The following is a 21239-nucleotide window of genomic DNA, read 5'->3' as shown; positions in this document are numbered from 1 at the left end:
GGGATGGGGCCGGCCGCGGCGGTGGGCCCCCCCCCCCCCCCCACGACGGCAACGACAGCGCAGGGCGCCCCGTCTCAGAACGGCTCGAAGTCGTCGAACTCCCGGAGGGACTCGTCCCGTTCCGCCTGCTTGTCCCGCCGACGCTGCGCAGCGGGCCGCGGCTCCTCGAAGCGATGGTCCTCGCCACGGCGGCCCAGCATCTCCGCCCCGGCCATCAGCGTCGGCTCCCAGTCGAAGACGACCGCGTTCTCCTCGGGCCCGATGGCGACGCCGTCGCCGGAGCGGGCCCCGGCCTTCATCAGCTCCTCTTCGACACCGAGGCGGTTGAGCCGGTCGGCGAGATAGCCGACGGCCTCGTCGTTGTTGAAGTCGGTCTGCCGCACCCAGCGCTCGGGCTTCTCGCCGCGCACCCGGAACAGCGGCTCGCCGCCGACCTCCTCGCGCGTCACGGTGAACCCGGCGTCGTCGACGGCCTTCGGCCGGATCACGATCCGCGTCGCCTCTTCCTTCGGCTTCGCGGCACGCGCCTTGGCCACCAGGTCTGCCAGCGCGAACGACAGCTCCTTCAGCCCGATGTGCGCGACCGCCGACACCTCGAACACCCGGTACCCACGGGCCTCCAGATCCGGCCGCACCATCTCGGCGAGGTCCTTGCCGTCGGGTACGTCTGTCTTGTTGAGGACGACGATCCGGGGCCGGTTGTCCAGCCCGCCGTACTCCCGCAGCTCCGCCTCGATGATGTCCAGGTCGGAGACGGGGTCACGGTCGGACTCCAGCGTCGCGGTGTCCAGGACGTGCACGAGCACACTGCACCGCTCGACGTGCCGCAGGAACTCCAGGCCCAGGCCCTTGCCCTGGCTGGCGCCCGGGATGAGCCCGGGGACGTCGGCGATGGTGTAGACGGTCGAGCCGGCGGTCACCACACCGAGGTTCGGCACGAGGGTGGTGAACGGGTAGTCGGCGATCTTGGGCTTCGCCGCGCTCAGCACGGAGATCAGCGAGGACTTGCCCGCGCTCGGGTACCCGACCAGCGCCACATCGGCGACGGTCTTCAGCTCCAGCACGATGTCCTGGAGGTCCCCCGGCACACCGAGCAGCGCGAACCCCGGGGCCTTGCGGCGCGCCGACGCCAGCGCGGCGTTGCCGAGCCCGCCCCGGCCGCCCTGCGCGGCGACGTACGAGGTGCCGTGTCCGACCAGGTCGGCGAGGACGTTGCCGGCCCTGTCCAGCACCACCGTGCCGTCGGGCACCGGCAGCACCAGGTCCTGGCCGTCCTTGCCGGACCGGTTGCCGCCCTCGCCGGGCTTGCCGTTGGTGGCCTTGCGGTGCGGGGAGTGGTGGTAGTCGAGCAGCGTCGTCACGGACTGGTCGACGGTCAGGATGACGTCACCGCCACGCCCGCCGTTGCCGCCGTCGGGCCCGCCGAGCGGCTTGAACTTCTCACGGTGGACGGAGGCACAGCCGTGACCTCCGTTACCCGCGGCGACATGCAGTTCGACGCGGTCCACGAAGGTGGTCATGTGGGGTGCCTCCAGCACTGATGAAAACGTACGGATGTGTCTCTTGCCTAACACGCGAAAGGCGGACCCGCCTTCCCGGAAGGGAAGTGAGGTCCGCCTCGCGAAAACGCTCTACGGCGCCTGAGCCCGGAAGGGCTGGTGTCAGGCGACCGGAACGACGTTCACGACCTTGCGGCCACGGCTGGTGCCGAACTCCACCGCACCGGCCTGCAGCGCGAACAGCGTGTCGTCGCCGCCACGGCCGACGCCCGCACCGGGGTGGAAGTGGGTGCCGCGCTGGCGGACCAGGATCTCGCCCGCGTTGACGACCTGACCGCCGAAGCGCTTCACGCCGAGGCGCTGAGCGTTGGAGTCACGACCGTTACGGGTGGACGATGCGCCCTTCTTGTGTGCCATCTCTCCTCAGTCCCTTACTTCGCAGCCGCGGGGATCTCAGTGACCTTGATCGCCGTGTACTGCTGGCGGTGGCCCTGACGACGGCGGTAGCCGGTCTTGTTCTTGTAGCGCAGAATGTCGATCTTCTGGCCCTTGTGGTGGTCCACGACCTCGGCCTGGACCTTGATGCCGGCCAGCACCCACGGGTCGCTGGTCACAGCGTCGCCGTCGACAACGAGCAGGGTCGAGAGCTCGACCGTGTCGCCAACATTGGCAGTGGAAATCTTGTCAACCTCAACGATGTCGCCGACAGCAACCTTGTGCTGGCGACCACCGCTGCGCACGATGGCGTACACGCGGATCTCACTCTCTCGCTCGGGAACGGCACCCCCGCAGTCCAGCCACCCGGCACGCGGACAGCCTCTCCAGGACACCCTGTGCTCCGGAGGATGAGGTTTACGGGGATGTTGGCGCGCCTATATCCACGGACACGCCGACGGTCAAGGTTACGGGGCCGTGGCCGAGAGGGTCAAACCGGGCCGGGCCCCACAGAAGTGCGGCCGGTCACAGGGACCGGCCGCACCTCACGTCACTCGTCGGTGAACGTCACTCACCGTGAGCGTCGCTCGTCGGTGAACGTCACTGGTCGGTGAACGTCACTGGTCGGTGAGCTTCACTCGTCGGTGGCGGCGGAGACCGAGGTCTTCTTCGCCGTCGACTTGGCCGCGGCCGTCTTGACGGTCTTCGCCGCCTTCTTGGCCGTCGCCTTCTTGGCGACCGTCTTCTTGGCCGCCGTCTTCTTGGTGGCGGCCTTCTTCGCCGTGGCCTTCTTGGCCGTCTTACGGGCCGTCTTCTTGGCCGGAGCCGCCTCCTCGACGCCCTCCTCGGCGGCCGGCGCGGCCGGTGCCTCGGCAGTGGGCTCCGTCTGCGCCTCCGCGGCCGGGACGACCATCACGGCGCCTTCCTCGGAAGCGGTCGGCGCGGTGGCCTTGCGCACGGCGCGACGCCGCGGACGGGCCGGAGCGGCGGGCGCCTCCTCGGCCTGCTCCGCCGGAGCCTCGGCCGGGGCCTGCGCCGGGGTCTCGGCGACCGGCTCGGGCGCCGTGGGCGCCGTCTCGCCGACCGTCACCACGGCGGCCTCGGCCCCCGCGGGCGACCCGGCGGGCGCGGACACCTTGCGGGTGGCGCGACGCCGCGTACGTCCCTTGGGCGCGGCCTCCTCGGCGACCGGCGCCTCGACGACCTGAGCCACCGCGGCCGGGGTCTCGACGACCACGTCCTCCATGGCGGCCGGCTCGGCCTTCGCCTCGGCGGCCGACTCCGGCTGCACCGGACGCGCGACCTCCTCGGCGACGGTCACGTCCTGGGCCGTGGGCCCCGCCTGGGCCTTCTTCGGCGCACCCGCCGGAGCGGACACCCGGCGACCGCCACGGCGCCGCGAGCGACCGCCGCGAGCGGCGGCCTCCGCCTCGGCGACGCTGCTGTACAGCTCCTCGTCGGGCGCGAACGCGGGCTCGGCCAGCGCGGCCGGCTCGGCGACCTCCGCGGCGACCTCGGCCTCGGTCTCCGCCTCCTCCTCGGCCGTCTCGACCGGCTCGGCGGCGACGGACGCCTCGTGCACATGCTCCGGACCGGCACCGGCACGCGCGCGCTTCTTGCGCTTGCCGCCGCCACCGGGGGCCGTCGGCTGCTCCATGTGCACGATGACACCGCGGCCGTTGCAGTGGACGCAGGTCTCGGAGAAGGACTCCAGCAGGCCCTGGCCGACCCGCTTGCGAGTCATCTGCACGAGGCCCAGCGAGGTGACCTCCGCCACCTGGTGCTTCGTACGGTCGCGGCCCAGGCACTCCAGGAGGCGCCGCAGCACCAGGTCCCGGTTGGACTCCAGCACCATGTCGATGAAGTCGATGACGATGATGCCGCCGAGGTCGCGCAGCCGCAGCTGGCGGACGATCTCCTCGGCCGCCTCCAGGTTGTTCCTGGTGACCGTCTCTTCGAGGTTGCCGCCCTGACCGGTGAACTTGCCGGTGTTGACGTCGACTACGACCATCGCCTCGGTCCGGTCGATCACCAGCGAACCGCCGCTGGGCAGCCAGACCTTGCGGTCCAGCGCCTTGGCGAGCTGCTCGTCGATCCGGTACGTGGCGAAGACGTCGACCTCGCTGGTCCACTTCGACAGCCGCTCGGCCAGGTCCGGCGCCACGTGCGAGACATAGCCGTGGACGGTCTCCCAGGCCTCGTCACCGCTGACGACGACCTTGGAGAAGTCCTCGTTGAAGATGTCGCGGACGACCCGGACGGTCATGTCGGGCTCGCCGTAGAGCAGCGTCGGGGCGTTGCCGTTCTTGGCCTTCTTCTGGATCTCTTCCCACTGCGCCTGGAGCCGCTCGACGTCGCGGCGCAGCTCGTCCTCGCTCGCGCCCTCGGCGGCGGTGCGCACGATGACGCCCGCGTCCTCGGGGACGATCTTCTTGAGGATGGTCTTCAGCCGGGCCCGCTCGGTGTCGGGCAGCTTGCGGCTGATGCCGGTCATGGAGCCCTCGGGCACGTACACGAGGTAACGGCCCGGCAGCGAGACCTGGCTGGTCAGACGCGCACCCTTGTGTCCGATCGGGTCCTTGGTGACCTGCACCAGGACCGACTGGCCGGACTTCAGGGCGGACTCGATGCGCCGCGGGCCGTTGGCCATGCCCAGCGCCTCGAAGTTGACCTCACCGGCGTACAGGACGGCGTTGCGCCCCTTGCCGATGTCGATGAAGGCGGCCTCCATCGACGGCAGCACGTTCTGGACCTTGCCCAGGTAGACGTTGCCGACGTAGGAGGTCGACTGCTCCTTGTTGACGTAGTGCTCCACGAGCACGTTGTCCTCAAGGACGCCGATCTGGGTGCGGTCGCCGTGCTGGCGGACCACCATCACGCGCTCGACGGCCTCACGGCGGGCCAGGAACTCGGCCTCGGTGATGATCGGGACGCGGCGGCGGCCCTGCTCGCGGCCCTCGCGGCGGCGCTGCTTCTTGGCCTCCAGGCGTGTGGAGCCCTTGATGGACTGCACCTCGTCGGACGGCTCGGCCTTCGGGCGGGGCTCGCGGACCTTGACGACGGTGCGCTCGGGGTCGCCCTCGCCGGGCTCGGCGTCGGCGGAGGAGTCACCGGCGCGACGCCGACGGCGGCGGCGGCGCCTGCTGCTGGAGCTGGAGCCGGAGCCCTCGTCGCGGGCGTCCTCGTCGTCCTCTTCCTCCTGCTCGGCGGTGTCCTCGGCGTCCTGGGCGGCCTGCGCGGCGGCGACCTCGTCGGTCTCACCGCTGTCGCCCTCGGACTCCGCGGCCTCACCACGACGACGGCGACGGCCACCGCGACGGCGACGCCGACGCGACCCGGTCTCCTCGGACTCCTCGGTCTCCTCGCCCTCGACGATGTCCTCGGCGGCCTCTTCGGCTTCCTCGGTCTCGTCCTCGGCGGCGGCCTCGACGGCCGGGGCCTCGGGCTCCTCGCCGAAGGCGCCGCCCCGGCGCCGACGACGGCGACGCGCGCTGGGCTGCTCCTCCTGGAGCTCCTCGACGTCCTCGGTCTCGGTCTCGGCCTCGGCCGCCGCCGCTGCGGCGGCCCGCTCGGGCGTCTGGAACTGCGGCTCGGTGAACACGGGCGCCTGGAACACGGCCACCGCGGGCCGCGCCGGACGCGGAGCCTCGGCGGAGTCGTCGGCGGCGGACCGAGCGGGCTCGGCGAACCCGGTGGCGGCACTCCGCGCCGCCCGACGGCGCCGGCGCGGCGCGGCTTCCTCGGCGGCCTCGGCAGGCGCTTCGGCACCGGACGCCGCGGCGGCCTCCACCTCGGCAGCGTCGGTCACGGGAGCCTCCTCGGTCACCGGCGTGCCCGCGGGAGCCTCGGCGGCGGGCGCCTCGTCGGCGGGGGCGGACACACGCCGCGTGGCACGACGACGCGTACGACGCGGAGCGGCTTCGGCGGTCTCGGTGACCTCAGCGGCCTCAGCGGCCTCAGCGGCCTCGCCGACCTCAGCAGTCTCGGTGGCCTCGCCCGACTCGGCGGGCTTCTCCGTCTCCTCGGAGACTTCCGAGACCTCTGTGGCCTCGGCGGCCTCGGCCGGAGCACCGGCGGGCGCGGAGGAACGGCGCACGGCACGCCGACGCGAACGACGGGCGGGTGCGGCCTCCTCGTCGGCAGCGGCCGGCGCCTCGGCGGCGGCAGAACTCTCGGGTTCCTCGGCGGCCTCGACGGCGGCGGAACCGGAGACCACGGTCTCGGCGGCCTCGGCGGCGGCCGGAGCACCGACAGGCGCGGACGCACGACGCACCGCACGCCGACGCGTACGGGCGGGCGCCGCCTCCTCGGCGGTCTCCTCGGCGGCGGGCGCCGCCGTGACGGCCGGGCTCGGCTCCTCGGCGACCGGCGCGGCAGCGGGCACCACGGTCTCGGCGGCCTCGGCAGTCTCGGGCGCCCCGGCGGGAGCGGACGCACGGCGCACGGCACGACGACGCGTACGACGGGCGGGTGCGGCCTCCTCGGCGGTCACCGTCTCTTCGGCCTTCTCGGCCGCTTCGGTCTCTTCGGCTTCCGCGACCTCAGCAGTCGCCTCGGCCTCGACGCTCTCCTCGGCCTCTTCGGTCACCGCCGTGAGTTCGGCGGCATCGGCGACCGGTATGGCCGGCTCGACCACCTCTGCGGGCTGCGCCTCGGCGGCAGCCACGGGCGGGCCCGCCGGGCGGGACGCGGCACGGCGCCGACGCGGCGGCAGGGTGTCGCTGGGGGTGTTCAGTTCTTCGGAACCCTGGGTGGGTTCGGTCGGTTCGAGCATGCGGGCGTTTCTCCCGTCAGGCTCCCGGGCGCCGCGCCTGGTCCGGCGGTATGCCGGTGACGTCCGCGGCTCGCGCGGTGCGCGACTGCCGCCGTCCGGGGCGCGGGCGCCGCACGGGAGCTCTCTGTGTCCTGTCTCGCCGGTTCCGTACACCTCATGCGTACGGCCTGGCGAAAGTCTTCTGGTCGGTGCGCTGCCCGACCCAGGTGGCTCCCGAGTACGAGGGCGGCGCTTTCGACGTCCGTCCCTACGGGACCTTCCTTACGCCGACGCCGTCGCGGCGGCAGCGGTCTCGGCCATGGGTGGGGCCGTCGCTGCCTCGCGGTCGGGCGCGAGCGGGTCGGTCACCGAGCCGGTCTCTTCATCGAACAGCCCCTGCGCCAGCCTGGTCACCGCTGCGGGGACCGGCGGCGCCAGGTCGGCCACGGCGCGGAGACCGGACAGGACGTCGTCGGGTCGTACGGCAGGCGTCACGTGCCGAACAACCAGCCGCAGTATCGCACAGGGCTGGTCGGTCGGCCTATCAGCTGCCGAACTGTGCGTTTCCGTTCCGTCGGTGCTGGTGAGGTTGACGACCGCCGGGCGGGCGTCGAAGGTGCGCACGCCGTTCTTGGTCATGCGCTGTACCTCGACGGCGTCGGCGGCGTTGAAGGACGCGACCGCGCGCTCGGCGTCGGCCGGGTCCACGCCGTCGAGCCGCAGCTCCCAGACGGACGCCGTGAGCCGGTCGGCGAGCCCTGAGGTCCGCGATTCGACCGCCTCGATGACGTCGAGCCCGGCGGGCAGCGACTCGTCGAGAAGTGCTCTCAGCTGTTCCGGATCGCGCGCTTCGGTGAGCGCGATCTCCAGGTACTCCGCCTCACTGCCCGTGCCGGTGGGTGCGGCATTGGCGTACGACACCTTCGGATGCGGCGTGAACCCCGCCGAGTACGCCATCGGCACCTCGGCACGGCGCAGCGCACGCTCGAAGGCGCGCTGGAAGTCACGGTGGCTGGTGAACCGGAGGCGGCCGCGCTTGGTGTAACGCAGTCGGATGCGCTGCACCGCAGGTGCGGGCGGCGGGCCTTCGGGCTGTCGCTTGCCCAGTGTCGTTCAGTCCTTCGTGAGAGCGGTCGTACTGCTACCAAGAGTACGTGTCTCGCGGCCCGGAGGTTCCCGCCGGTCCACTGCCTCCCGCTGCTTCGGCTCCCCGAACAGCATCCGCCGGAAGTCGGCACGCGCCTGCCGTACGGACTCGCGGGCGGCGGTGAGGGCCTGCCGGGTGGCCCGGCCCACGCTGCGGGCGGCCTCGGCGACGGGCCGCAGTACCGCGTCGCGGACGACGTGCCCGATCGGCGTGAGCACCGTGCGGTACACCCACCGCACCGGCTCGACGAAGAGCAGGCGGAAGAGGTTCGCGAGGAAGCGGCCGACGGCGAGGGAGATCCGCCCGGCGATCCGCCACGCGTGCCCGAGGGCGTCCCAGATCTCCCGGCCGATGACGGCGAGCACCCGGCCGAAGGGCGCGAGCACCCATCGGTACAGGCCCAGCGCCGGCAGCACGAACAGGACGCGGGCGGTCCAGTACAGCGCGATCCCGATCCCGGTGAAGACGGTGCTCACGAGCCATGCCAGGCCCCTGGCGCACCAGGCCACCGCCCGGCCGACCGGCGTGAGGATCCACTCGTACACCCACCGGGCGGGGACCACGACGAGATACCGCGCCAGCCACGCCACGGCGCCGAACACGCCGAGCCCGATCGCGGCGAGTACCGCGCCGATCCCCCTGAGGACCCACATCACCGCGTGCCCGATCGGAGTGAGCACGCGCGCGTAGAGCCACTCCAGCCCGGCGCCGATCCCGCGCGCCAGCCACGCGCACGCGTGCCCCACCGGAGTCAGCACATACCGGTACAGCCACACCACGGGTATGACGAGGAGCACGTTCCCCAGCCAGCCGAGCCCCTTCGCGACGGGTACGACGACGTACCGCCACAGCGCCACGAACGGCCACACGAACACCGCCCGCCCGAGCCACAGCAGCGCCCGGCCCACCGGCCGGAGCACCGTGTCGTTCAGGAACCGCCCGGCGACGACGAGCGCGTCCCACGCCATCCGCACCGGCACGACCAGCACGAGCACGACGATCCGCACCGGAATGCGGATCGCGACGACCAGACACCCTTCGGGTTCCTGGCGGCGCGGCGGCGTCTTTTCGAGATCCATACCGTCGTAGACGCGGAAGCGGCCTGGCCGGATGCAGTTGTCCGGGATCCGGCGTCAGGGATCCGGCAGTCAGGGGGTTCGCTCCGTGGCGCGGTTGAGGGCGCCTGGGACGTAGAGGCGGGCGGTGAGACCGAGGGTGCTGGTCGCGGCCGAGACCGGGACATGCCACCTCCCGCCCGTACGCCCCGTGCGCCCTGTCGCCGTCGCAGGCCGGGCAGGGCGCCGGACGTCGCCTCGGCTCAGCCGCCGAGTACGGGCAGGGAGAGGCCGCAGCGGACGGGCTGGGCGTGGGCGGGATCGAGGGCGTTGCGTACGAGTTGGGCGGCGTTGGTGTCGTAGGCGAGCGACAGGTGTTCGGAGATGTCCTGCGGGCAGATGTCCTGGATCAGGATGTTCCGTACGGTCGCGCCCGGTCCCGGGGTCAGGAAGTTGTTCGTGTAGGGGGTGGCGAACTCGTCGAACCGGGTGGCGATGACCGTGTAGCGGACGCCCGGCTGGGTGTCGCCGTCGCGGTCGAGCTTCTGGTTCATCTCGGAGCCCGGCATCTGGTCCGACCAGGCCTGGCCGACCAGGGCGGACATGGTCGGGTTGAGCCCCAGTTTGGTGGTCAGCGTGCCGATGCCGGAGACGCTCCCGCCGTGGTTGGAGGGTGCCAGGGCGATGAGGCTGCGCACCTTGTTCCGTTTCGGGTGCGCGGGATTCGTGCCGCCCTCGAACCGCAGATACCAGCGGGGCGTGGGCCCGCCGCCCTGTGAGTGTCCGACGAGGTCGACCTGGCGGGCGCCGGTGGCCTTCAGCACGCGGTCGACGTAACCGGCGACCTCCCGGGCGGACTTCGCGATGGGGCCGGTCGCCTGGAACGGACTGCCGGGCGTCCCGCCGTAGTTGGGGGCGAAGACGCAGTAGCCCTGCTGCTTCAGCCACGGGGACAGCATGCTCCAGTTGGCGACGGCGTTCGCCGCGGAGCCGTGCAGCAGGACGACCGGGCGCGGGTGCTTGCGCGTGGGCCGGCAACTCCAGTCGTTGGCCCCGGCCGGCGACGCCTCAGGGTCGAGGAGCCCCTCGGCCACCGCCACCGGGACGTCGAGGATCCGCCCCGGTGGCCGCGGCGGCGTCGGCACGTCGGGTACGGCCGCCGTCGCCTGGCCCTGCAGCGCCCCGGTCAGCGACAGAGCGAGCCCCGCGCAGGCGGCGGCCCACCTGGTGCGCCGCCGGTTCGACCGTCCCCGGGAAACACTGCGATCCGTCATCGGGCCACTCCTCGTCTCGATGCCGGCCGAGCGCCGACGCGAAGATGATCGAGGAGCGGCCTTCCGCGGCGCCCAACAGCCGCTCGCGGCACTTCTTATGGAGCAGACCGCTTTCATCCGTCCAGCCCACGGAATTCCCGGGCGAATTTGACAGGCCCGTCCGCGGCCACCCGCCGGGGATCTCAACCACTCGATCGAGTGGCCCGGCCGAGCGACGCTTTTACGCTTTCGTCCGCGTACGGCTGAGTTGGGAGTGGCCCCGCCGAGCCGGCCGGGTACTCCGCCAGCGGAACAAGGTCCTTCTCCCAGGCGGACAGCACAGGTTCGACGACCCGCCACGCCTCCTCGGCCTCGTCGCTGCGGATGGACAGGGCGGGATCCCCGGTCAGGACGTCCAGCAGGAGCCGGCCGTAGGCGGGCAGGCCCGGCGGCTCCGTCCGTGCGGCCGGGGAGAGCGCGGCGAGTTCGTGGGCCTGGGAGCCGATGCCCGCCAGATCGCGGGTCAGCACTTCCGGATCCAGGTTGAAGCGCAGCACCTTGGGAAGGGCTTCGCCGCGGTGGCCGAAGGGCAGGTGGGGCACGGCACGGAAGTGCACCGCCACCTCCTTGCGGTCCGCCCCGAGTGCCTTGCCGCTGCGCAGGCGGAAGGTGGTTCCGGCCCAGCGCCGGCTGTCCAGTTCCAGTTCCACCTCGGCGAAGGTCTCGGTGCGCCGCTGCGGGCTCACGCCGTCCTCGTCGACGTAGGCGGGGATGGCGCGGTCACCGATCGTGCCGGGCAGATAGCGGGCGCGGCGGGTGCGGTGTACGACGTCGTGCTCGGTCAGGGGCCGCACGGACCGCAGGACGTCGACCTTGCGGTCGCGCAGGTCCCGTTCGCCGAGGGTGATCGGGGGTTCCATGGCGACCAGGCAGAGCAACTGCAGGAGGTGGTTCTGGATCATGTCCTTGAGCGCGCCGACATGGTCGTAGTAGCCGGCCCTGCCTTCCAGCGCGAGGGTCTCGTCCCAGACGATCTCCACCTCGGCGATGTGGGTGCTGTTCCAGATGGGCTCCAGCACACGGTTGGCCAGACGGCTGCCGAGCACGTTCTGGACGGTCGTCATGGCCAGGAAGTGGTCGACCCGGAACACCGCCTGCTCCGGCACCAGGTCGGCGAGCAGGCGGTTCAGCTCCTGCGCGCCGGCCAGGTCCTCGCCGAACGGCTTCTCCAGCACGATCCGGCTGCCCTCCGGCAGGGCAGCCTCGTGCAGTGCGGTGACCACGCGCGGGAAGAGTCCTGGCGGGAGGGCGAGATAGACGGCGACCGGTCCGTCGCCCGCGAGGGCCGCGGAGACGTCGGCGGAACGGGTGGCATCGGCCCGTACGTAGCGGGCCCGGGCCGCGATCGCGTCCTTCACGTCGGCCGGATACGGTCCGCCGTGCCGGTCGAGCCGGTCGGCGATCCACTCCCGGTACTGCTCGCTGCTCCACTCCTCCCTGCTCGCGCCGGTCAGCTCGAACCGGTCGCCGAGATGTCCTGCTTCCCGCAGGGCTGCCAGCGCCGGCAGCAGATAGCGTGCGGTGAGGTCCCCTGTCGCGCCGAAGACGGCGAGCCGGTTGATCACCGTTGTACGTCTGCCTCGGCCCGGGCGAGGTTCACGCCGCTCGCGATGATCCCGATGTGGCTGAACGCCTGGGGGAAGTTGCCCATGAACTCTCCTGTGGACGGGTTGATCTGCGCCGACAGCAGCCCCAGCGGGCTCGCCCGGGCGCACAGCGAGGCATACAGCTCTTCTGCTACTTGATCCGATCAGTTACGGATCCCGCCGACGGGGGCGGGCAGGGAGGAGGTGGGTGCCGCGACGAGCGAGCCGTTGGCCCAGTCGTCGCCCCGTGAAACTGCGGCATGTCCCACGCCGCACCGCCGCCACGACACCACCGGTGGGCTCCGCCTGACAACCGCCCAGCGAAGGGCCTGTCTCGCCGAGTCCGGTCCGGATGGCGGGGTGCAGTGCACGTGCCCGCTCGGCGCCGCCGCGGCGTTCACGCCCGGGGGGCCGCAGGCGCCGGTTCAGCATGCTCCAGCAGTTCGCGGACGAGGGCGACGAGGGCATGAGGCGTTCTCGCCAGGGCCTGCGGCAGAGCACGAGCCTCGGGCGGCACGATGTCCGAACCGTCGAGGTTGATGATCCAGAGTTGAAGTTCGCCGACCTTGTGCCGGCGCAGGGCCAACTCGATCTCGTCGTAGCAGAATCTGCTCAGTGCGTACGACCGGCTCCAGAGGACGACGAACAGGTCCGCGGAGAGAACCGCGTCCTCGATTGTCGGGTTGACCATACGGTCCGGCCGCAGTTCCCTTTCGCCGATCAGCGCACGGATTCCCGCACCGGAGAGGTGGGCCTCAAGGGCCTGCGCGAAGTCGGCATCGGGCCTCGCACGGCTGATGAACACGCGGCGAGGCGGCCAGTTGTAGTTGTGGTGTGTCCGCAACCGGGCGGTCAGCATCTGATCCGCGATCTTCATGGCGTCGGCCACCGCATTTCTGTCCATGAGCCGACGATGGTCGAGTGCGGGGTAGATGCGAGCCCAGTCCCGCCTTTCATACGCGCGCCGGGACGCACCGCCGAGAAATGCGAACGGCACGATCGGCTTCCTGCGTGCCTCCGCCAGGTGGAGCACCGTGTTCGCGGTTTTCGAGACGCGGCCTCCGATCGCAATCACCACATCGGCTTCTTCGAGGGCCTGGATCTGGCACAGCAGCCACGCCTGTTCCTTGGAGTCCTCGTCCTCCGGCCCCGGGTAGTACCAGTTCCTGATCTCCGTATCGTGACCGCCCCCGAGCATCTCAACCATCCTCGCCTGCTTCTCGGCGACCTCCGGATGCCGAGGGCTGTGGAGATGAACAATGCGGCCCACGCCGGACCGGACGTAGCCGATCACCGTGTGGAGGTCGGCCGAATCGGGAAAAGGGCTGCATACGATGAGTTCGGCACCGGCCTTCGCCACGGCTTGCCCGAGTTGCTCACAGACGTGCGTGAGTTCGGGCGTCTCGTAATCGGGATAGTTTGTTTCACCCGTGACGCCACCGATGACGTAAACGGACCTGATCCTCGACGTGACACCGTTCTGCGCGGACGCAGACTGCGAAGCCAGGCGCCGGCCCAGTAACTTGAAAAGAACCTCTGCCGATGAGCGCGCCGCGAACTTCTTGTACCGGTCGTCCTTGCGCGGATTTGCGTGGTCCATAACGCCTTTGGCCACCACCCAGTCGGACAGCCCCAGCCGATGTGCGACCTGGGCAATGGTGGCGGACTCCATCTCCAGACCGGCGACCGAGCGCACCCCCCATCGCTTCAGCCGGTCCCAGGTGAGCCCGTCCTTCACCACGACGTTGCCACTGGCCATGGGCCCGACCACGACGGCGAACGGCAACTCCCGGGGACCGTCCAGGTCGTCATAGACGAGCTGTTCGATGTGCGCGAAACCCGCGTCCGTCAGCGAGAGGGCAGCGCCTTCCCGGACTACCAGGCCGTCCTCTTGCAGGCTCTGGATCTGCTCGATCCACGATGCTTGAGACAGAAATCGACTGCGTGCCGGATGCCGTCTGGGATCCTCGCCGGCGTAGAGGCGTTCCATCAGCCAGATCCGTGCCGCATACGGGGATGCCTCACCGAAACTGGGCAGATCCGTCGTGTCCATGTCCTGCGCGGCGCGCACCCACCCATCGGGCGCGGGAATCTGGCGATGATCTCCCTCGAAACCGTCTTGCGTACGCTTCCCCTCGTCGTAGGCGTACGCCAACTCGGCCACCACCACGTCACCGAGGGCCACATCGGCCGGGTTGCCGGCGCACACCCCGCACATGGCGAGGCAACGAGGCCGCAGGCGTTCCACAAGCGTCGACACCACCGGCGCGGTCGCGGTGGCACCCATCCTGGTGGGCCGTGCCAGCGCCACGGTCATGCGCGAACCGTCGGCCAGGACGTACGTTCCGACGAGAAAGGGAGTCAGGGACTCCAACCCCCGTTTCTCCCAAGTCGCGACACCAGGGTGCCCCGCGTACCCGGCCAAGCCGGCGGAGCGAGCCGCCTCGTACTCCTCCTCCAGCGCCGTGATGATCAGCGCGTCGACCTCGCCCGTCTCCACGTCAACCGCCATGCCCGTACCAGCTCCCCTAATCGCACGCGCTCAACCGGCACACGCCCCCCGTGTAACCCTTCCCTCCAAGGACGAAATCCCAGTCACCATTCGGCCCGCGCCGGAACGAGCCCAGCACCAGAGCCGTTTCGCCTGAGCGGCAGCGCATCGAAGGAGACACGAAGGACGCCGGCATCGCCGAACGGAACGCCGGTTGCCCCCCACAACCGGTAGTGACCATCCGACTTTATCCAGCGGTCGCCGTCCTGGACATCAGCTTGCGAAAGGCAGGCTGGATCCTCCGTTCATTGCTACAGCACACAACCGCTCACGCTTGTCGCCGAGAGAACGACAGTCGGCGTCGCTGTCGGTCGACGTCCGTGACGACAACCGTCAGCTGATCGCCGACCTGTACGACATCCTCCGGCGCCGCCCCGGGCACCGAGCTCAGCTCAGACAGATGCACCAGGCCCTCAATGCCATCGGCGACCCGCACGAAGACGCCGAACGGGACCAATTCGGTCACCCGCCCGCTCAGCCTTTGGCCCACCGCGATGCCTTCGACGAACCCCAGGAAGGGGTCTGGCTGCGTCGCCCGCAGGGACAGCCGAGCCTCCCCGTTCCAGGTGTCGAACTGCAAGAACTCGCAGGACACGCGCTGACCGATCTCAACGACATCGGACGCGGCCTCGAAACGACGCCAGGACAGCTCGGGATACGTGATGAAGCCGACGCCGGGATACACCGGATGCTCAGGGCCCTCGTCCAATGCCACGAAGACACCGAACCGCTCGATCGCCACAACCGTGCCGGCCAGGAGCTCACCACGACGAAGCCGCTTGAGAAACGCCCAGAGTTCCGGATTCTCAGTGGCTGCCATCGACAGCAATCACCTCGCCGGTGGCTCTCTGCCCGACCACAGCAACGTCAGCGACCGTCCCGTGACAGACGTCACCGGCACGGATCGCCGCCAGAAACCTCTGGACGGCCCGTCCAGACGCCGCATCCCCCATGGCGCAAAGGCTCTCACGCAGAGATCGCCAGACCCACTGGCAGAGGCGCACGACCTCGATCACCCGGCTGAGCGCCTCACTCCCCTCAGTGCGAGTGGCCACTCGCAGCAGGCGTGGACCCGGCGTTCTTGACCGTGAGAGGCAGCAGCTTCTTACCCGTCGGGCCGATCTGGATGTGCGTGTCCATCTGCGGGCACACCCCGCAGTCGAAGCACGGCGTCCACCGGCAGTCCTCGACCTCGGTCTCGTCGAGGGCGTCCTGCCAGTCCTCCCAGAGCCAGTCCTTGTCGAGGCCGGAGTCCAGGTGGTCCCAGGGAAGGACCTCCTCGTACGTCCGCTCGCGGGTCGTGTACCAGTCGACGTCCACGCCGAACGGCTCCAGCGCCTTGTCCGCGCAGCTCATCCAGCGGTCGTAGGAGAAGTGCTCGCGCCAGCCGTCGAAGCGGCCGCCGTCCTCGTAGACCGCGCGGATGACGGCGCCGATACGGCGGTCGCCGCGGGAGAGGAGGCCCTCGACGATGCCGGGCTTGCCGTCGTGGTAGCGGAAGCCGATGGAGCGGCCGTACTTCTTGTCGCCGCGGATCTTGTCGCGGAGCTTCTCCAGGCGGGCGTCCGTCTCCTCCGCGGAGAGCTGCGGGGCCCACTGGAAGGGGGTGTGGGGCTTGGGGACGAAGCCGCCGATCGAGACGGTGCAGCGGATGTCGTTCGAGCGCGACACCTCGCGGCCCTTGGCGATGACGTTCATCGCCATGTCGGCGATCTGGAGGACGTCGTCGTCGGTCTCCGTCGGCAGGCCGCACATGAAGTACAGCTTCACCTGGCGCCAGCCGTTGCCGTACGCGGTCGCGACCGTCCGGATGAGGTCTTCCTCGGACACCATCTTGTTGATGACCTTGCGCATACGCTCGCTGCCGCCCTCGGGGGCGAAGGTCAGTCCGGAGCGGCGGCCGTTGCGTGTCAGCTCGTTCGCCAGGTCGACGTTGAACGCGTCCACACGGGTGGACGGGAGCGACAGGCCGATCTTGTCTTCCTCGTAGCGGTCGGCCAGGCCCTTGGCGATGTCGCCGATCTCCGAGTGGTCCGCCGACGACAGGGACAGCAGGCCGACCTCCTCGAAGCCCGTCGCCTTCAGGCCCTTCTCGACCATGTCGCCGATGCCCGTGATCGAACGCTCACGGACCGGGCGGGTGATCATGCCGGCCTGGCAGAAGCGGCAGCCGCGCGTGCAGCCGCGGAAGATCTCGACCGACATACGCTCGTGGACCGTCTCGGCCAGCGGGACCAGCGGCTGCTTGGGGTACGGCCACTCGTCGAGGTCCATCACCGTGTGCTTGGACACACGCCACGGGACACCCGACTTGTTGGGTACGACACGGGCGATACGGCCGTCGGCGAGGTACTCGACGTCGTAGAACGCCGGGATGTACACCGAGCCCGTCTTCGCGAGGCGGAACAGGACCTCCTCGCGGCCGCCCGGCCGGCCCTCCGCCTTCCACTCGCGGATGATCGCCGTCATGTCCAGCACGGCCTGCTCACCGTCGCCGATGATCGCCGCGTCGATGAAGTCCGCGATCGGCTCGGGGTTGAAGGCCGCGTGGCCGCCGGCCAGGACGATCGGGTCGTCGATCGTGCGGTCCTTGGACTCCAGGGGGATCCCGGCCAGGTCCAGGGCCGTCAGCATGTTCGTGTAGCCGAGCTCCGTGGAGAAGGACAGGCCGAACACGTCGAACGCCTTCACCGGGCGGTGGCTGTCCACCGTGAACTGCGGGACGTCGCGCTCCCGCATCAGCGCCTCCAGGTCCGGCCACACGCTGTACGTGCGCTCGGCGAGGACGCCCTCCTGCTCGTTCAGTACCTCGTAGAGGATCATGACGCCCTGGTTGGGCAGCCCGACCTCGTACGCGTCCGGGTACATCAGCGCCCAGCGGACGTCGCAGGACTCCCACGGCTTGACCGTGGAGTTGAGTTCTCCGCCGACGTACTGGATCGGCTTCTGCACATGCGGGAGCAGAGCTTCGAGCTGCGGGAACACGGACTCGGCGGCCGCAGCGGCTTCGGCAGACATCTCGCGAACCTTCGTGAGCTGGACTGAACTGACAGGGGTGACCATCTAGCCTAACGCGACCGCGGACACCCCCCGTACGCCCAAAAGGCTCAAAGGCCGTCCGTCGCGTCCTTGACCCCGTCCCAGAACCCGGGCAGCTCGGCCTCCACAGCCGCCGCCCGCTGCTCCTCACGCCCGTACAGCAGCCCGTACGTGAAGGCGCTCTCCCCCGCCGCGTGCGCGACCGCGGACAGCTCGCGCAGCGTCCCACGGGCCATGACGCTGTCCTGGTGCTCGCCGAGCAGGTTCTGCAAGGACTTCATGGTCTTGACCAGCTCCTTGGCCGGCTTGCCGAGTGCCGGGGTGGCCGCCTCCGCCGCATAGCGGGTGCGCTTGGTCTTCTTGCGGGCCTCGTGGATGGCGACGTCGCGGTCGCTGCCGGGGTCCAGCTCCAGCGCCTCCTCGACGAGCGCGGAGACCTTCCCGAAGTCCTTCTTCACGGCCTTGGGCAGCACCTTGCCGGGTTTCTTCCCGGCGGCCTTCCGCAGCGGCGGGTCGGCGAGCAGCGCGTCCAAAGTGTCGAGCAGGGTCAGGTAGCGGTGGGAGTCGAGGACGCCGATCAGCCGGCCGCTCGCCCCACCGGGCCGGTCACCCGCCCAGTGACTCACGCGCTCGGCGATCGGCCCGGAGACCAGCGTGTGGGGAATCTCGTCGAGTGCCGCACTCAGGCGTTCGTTCAGCACCTCGCGGTCCCGGTCCACGCCCAGCTCACCGGCCAGCCACTTCAGCTCGTCGCCGATCGGGTCGGTGACCTCCCGGTCAAGAACCTTGCCGAAGGATTTGAACGTGCTGCGCATCCGGCGGGTGGCGACGCGCATGCTGTGGACGGAGTCCTCGGCGTCCTGGCGTACGGCCGGGTCGAGCTCGACGATCGCGTCCCGCTGGGCGCGGACATAGGCGAGCACATGGTCGCCGGCGGACACGGGGTCCTCGAAGGACCGGGGAGCGAGCTTCTTCGGGGCGGTCTCGGCCAGCGCCCGTGCGACCTTCGACGCCGACTTCGACGGCCGTACGCCCGCCTTCTTCAACCGCTTCTCGACCTTGTCGAGGAACGCCGGGTCGACGCCGTCGGCCAGCTCCACCTCGATCTCGGTCCACTGTGCGGTGCCGCCGTCCCCGCTGAGGCGTTCCGCCTGTACGGCGTCGACGCTGGCCTCGGCCAGCAGCCGCCCCTCGGAGTCGACGAGGTCGCGCACATCCCGGTCGGAGCGCAGCCGGACCATGGGCACCAGCTCGGCGTTCCGGATCCGGGAGCGAACCAGACCCGCGAGCGTGGCGGGCAGGCTGTCGGACAGTGGAGCCTGGATCTCGTCCCGCACACCCGGGGACACAGGGAACTTCAGATGCCAGCCCGCATCGGACCCGCCCGTCCTGCGCCGCAGGGTGATGGACGACGCGGCGAGGCGCTCGTCCTCGGTGTCGTAGTAGGTGGCGTCCAACTGCGCGACACCTTTGTCGATGACGGCCGCGACGCCGGCGACGCCGGTCAGGTCGGGCAGGCCACTGTGATCGGACTCGTACTTCCGCTCGATCTCGCGCTTTGTGTCCGCCATGACCCGAATCTAATGGGAGTCACACCGCGATAACAGGGCCCGCTCGACATGAACCACAGGGGAACGGGCGACTTAGGCAGGGAAAACGGTCGGGCGTCGGGCGTGTCCTGCGGGGCGCGGGCTGCCGGTGGGACCGGGCGCCGCGGGCCTCGCCGCGACGCCAACCTCCGGCAGGCCCCGAGCAGGCCCGGAGACACCCGGCTCCGTCGCAGCGGTCACGCGGACATCGGACGCTGCACTCTGATCGACTGCAGCAACCCCACCGCCACCCACACCGCGAACATCGAGGATCCGCCGTACGACACGAACGGCAGCGGCAGACCGGTCACCGGCATGATCCCCAGCGTCATCCCGATGTTCTCGAAGGCCTGGAAGGCGAACCACGCCACGATCCCCGCCGCGACGATCGTCCCGTACAGCTCGGTCGTCTCACGCGCGATCCGGCAGGCCCGCCACAGGATCACGCCGAGGAGCACGATGATCAGCCCGCCGCCGATGAAGCCCAGCTCCTCCCCCGCCACCGTGAAGACGAAGTCGGTCTGCTGTTCCGGCACGAACTGGCCGGTGGTCTGCGAGCCGTGGAACAGGCCGGAGCCGGTCAGCCCGCCCGAACCGATCGCGATACGCGCCTGGTTGGTGTTGTATCCGACGCCCGCCGGGTCGAGCTCGGGGTTGGCGAAGGCCGCGAAACGGGCGATCTGGTAGTCGTCCAGGACGCCGAGCTGCCAGACCGCGATCGCGCCCATCGTCCCCGTGCCGATCAGCCCGAAGACCCAGCGGTTGGAGGCACCGGACGCGAGCAGCACGCCCAGCACGATCACCACCATGACCATGACCGAGCCGAGGTCGGGCATGAGCATCACGATCAGCATCGGTACGGCGGCCAGGCCCAGCGCCTGCACGACCGTACGGTGGTCGGGGTACTGCTTGTCCCCCGCGTCCACTCTCGTGGCCAGCAGCATCGCCATGCCCAGGATGATCGTGACCTTCACGAACTCCGAGGGCTGCAGCGAGAAGCCGCCGGGGAGCTTGATCCAGGAGTGGGCGCCGTTGATGGTCGAGCCCAGCGGGGTGAGCACCAGCAGGATCAGGAAGACCGAGACGCCGTACAGGATCGGCACGGCCGTGCGCAGGTTGCGGTGGCCGAGCCAGACGGTGCCGATCATCAGGGCGAAGCCGATGCCGGTGTTCAGCAGATGCCGGACCAGGAAGAAGTACGGGTCGTCCTGGTTGAGCTCGGTGCGGTTGCGGGTCGCCGAGTAGACGAGGAGCGAGCCGATCAGCGACAGGGCGATCGCCGACAGCAGCATCGTCCAGTCGAGCCGACGGGCCAGCGAGTCGCGGGCGAACAGGCGGGTCCAGCCCGCCCGTTCGGGCCCGTACCCGGAGACCTGAAAGCTGTTGGCTCCGGTCATGTGAGCATCCTCCGGCTTCCCCGCCCACGGCTGCGGCGGCGCCTGCGCCGGGTGTCCCGGTTCTCGGCCGACGGCGTCGGCACGGTGCCGGCGAGCTGTTGCTCGTCGGGATCGTCCGCGCCCTTCTGGCTGGCCTGCTGCTCCTTCGCCGGGTCCTTGGAGACCTTCGGCGAGCCGATGGTGCCGTCCGTGCGGACCTTCGGCAGGCTCGCCTGCGGCTTGGGCAGCAGCGCGTTCTTCTTGTTGATCGTGCCGTCGTCGGAGACGCCGTAGAGCGCGTCGTAGATGTTGCGGACGGCCGGTCCCGAGGCGCCGGAGCCCGTACCACCCTGGGAGATGGTCATGACGACCGAGTAGTCCTTGGTGTACGTCGTGAACCATGAGGTCGTCTGCTTGCCGTAGACCTCCGCGGTACCGGTCTTGGCGTGCATCGGGATCTTGTCCTGCGGCCAGCCGACATCCGCGAACCGCCAGGCCGCGGTGCCGCGGGTGGCGACGCCGGCGAGGGCGTCGTCCATCTCGGCCAGCGTCTTCTTGCTTATGGGCAGTTTGCCGTGGGACTTGGGCTTGATCTCCTGGACGTTCTTGCCGTCGGCGCTGATCACGGCCTTGCCGACGGTCGGGTCGTACAGGGTGCCGCCGTTGGAGATCGCCGCGTAGATGGTGGCCATCTGGATCGGCGTGACCAGGGTGTCGCCCTGCCCGATGGAGTAGTTCACCGAGTCACCCGCACGCATCCGGTTGCCTTCGAGACAGTTCTCGTAGGCGATCTTCTCCGCGTAACTGCCGTCCTTCTTGCCGTACTTGCACCAGGCGTCCTTGTTCGCCCGCCAGTACTGCTGCTTCCACTGCCGGTCCGGCACCCGCCCGGTCAC

At 70.2% G+C, this 21239-nt stretch carries 14 protein-coding genes and 1 pseudogene; all 15 read right to left on the bottom strand.

The window, feature by feature from the left end:
- Positions 1-74: 74 nt before the first annotated feature.
- Positions 75-1520: a GTPase ObgE gene (gene obgE / locus ACFWYS_RS45515; protein ID WP_384782737.1), complete on the bottom strand. Its 1446-nt coding sequence runs from the start codon at positions 1518-1520 to the stop codon at positions 75-77.
- A 141-nt stretch (positions 1521-1661) separates the two neighbouring features.
- Positions 1662-1916 (bottom strand): 50S ribosomal protein L27, encoded by a 255-nt coding sequence (gene rpmA, locus ACFWYS_RS45510; protein WP_193473216.1) that lies wholly within the window; start codon positions 1914-1916, stop codon positions 1662-1664.
- Between the two features lie 14 nt (positions 1917-1930).
- Entirely contained in the window at positions 1931-2251 is a 321-nt protein-coding gene (gene rplU / locus ACFWYS_RS45505; protein ID WP_033525816.1) for a 50S ribosomal protein L21, read from the bottom strand.
- A gap of 317 nt (positions 2252-2568) precedes the next feature.
- The gene (locus ACFWYS_RS45500) at positions 2569-6708 is read right to left on the bottom strand and encodes a ribonuclease E/G (protein ID WP_384782735.1); all 4140 of its coding nucleotides are present in this window, start codon (positions 6706-6708) and stop codon (positions 2569-2571) included.
- Positions 6709-6969: 261 nt separating this feature from the next.
- Positions 6970-7752 (bottom strand): TIGR03936 family radical SAM-associated protein, encoded by a 783-nt coding sequence (locus tag ACFWYS_RS45495; protein WP_384782733.1) that lies wholly within the window; start codon positions 7750-7752, stop codon positions 6970-6972.
- A gap of 48 nt (positions 7753-7800) precedes the next feature.
- Positions 7801-8913: a hypothetical protein gene (locus ACFWYS_RS45490; protein WP_384782731.1), complete on the bottom strand. Its 1113-nt coding sequence runs from the start codon at positions 8911-8913 to the stop codon at positions 7801-7803.
- Positions 8914-9152: 239 nt separating this feature from the next.
- A complete protein-coding gene (locus ACFWYS_RS45485; protein ID WP_384782729.1) occupies positions 9153-10163 on the bottom strand; it encodes an esterase/lipase family protein in 1011 nt (336 codons plus the stop codon).
- A 182-nt stretch (positions 10164-10345) separates the two neighbouring features.
- On the bottom strand, positions 10346-11767 hold the full coding sequence (locus tag ACFWYS_RS45480; protein ID WP_384782727.1) for a glucose-6-phosphate dehydrogenase: 1422 nt from the start codon (positions 11765-11767) through the stop codon (positions 10346-10348).
- Positions 11764-11931 (bottom strand): glycoside hydrolase family 15 protein, encoded by a 168-nt coding sequence (locus tag ACFWYS_RS45475; RefSeq protein WP_384782739.1) that lies wholly within the window; start codon positions 11929-11931, stop codon positions 11764-11766. Before ACFWYS_RS45475 ends, ACFWYS_RS45480 begins: the two co-directional genes overlap by 4 nt.
- Before the next feature lie 254 nt (positions 11932-12185).
- On the bottom strand, positions 12186-14300 hold the full coding sequence (locus ACFWYS_RS45470; protein ID WP_384782725.1) for a TIR domain-containing protein: 2115 nt from the start codon (positions 14298-14300) through the stop codon (positions 12186-12188).
- A 307-nt stretch (positions 14301-14607) separates the two neighbouring features.
- Positions 14608-15292 (bottom strand): annotated as a pseudogene (locus ACFWYS_RS45465) (S1 RNA-binding domain-containing protein).
- 85 nt (positions 15293-15377) lie between these two features.
- Positions 15378-17357, bottom strand: a complete 1980-nt coding sequence (locus tag ACFWYS_RS45460; RefSeq protein WP_384782723.1) for a TIGR03960 family B12-binding radical SAM protein — start codon at positions 17355-17357, stop codon at positions 15378-15380.
- Positions 17358-17446: 89 nt separating this feature from the next.
- On the bottom strand, positions 17447-18949 hold the full coding sequence (locus tag ACFWYS_RS45455; RefSeq protein ID WP_384782721.1) for a CHAD domain-containing protein: 1503 nt from the start codon (positions 18947-18949) through the stop codon (positions 17447-17449).
- Positions 18950-19164: 215 nt separating this feature from the next.
- A complete protein-coding gene (gene rodA, locus ACFWYS_RS45450) occupies positions 19165-20364 on the bottom strand; it encodes a rod shape-determining protein RodA (protein WP_384782719.1) in 1200 nt (399 codons plus the stop codon).
- Positions 20361-21239 (bottom strand): penicillin-binding transpeptidase domain-containing protein (locus tag ACFWYS_RS45445; protein WP_384782717.1); only part of this gene is annotated, 879 nt, incomplete at its 5' end. The genes rodA and ACFWYS_RS45445, both read right to left, overlap by 4 nt.

Origin of the sequence: Streptomyces sp. NPDC059010 (genome assembly GCF_042740355.1) — a bacterium.
Classification (GTDB): domain Bacteria; phylum Actinomycetota; class Actinomycetes; order Streptomycetales; family Streptomycetaceae; genus Streptomyces.
This window is presented reverse-complemented; position numbering and strand designations above follow the sequence as displayed.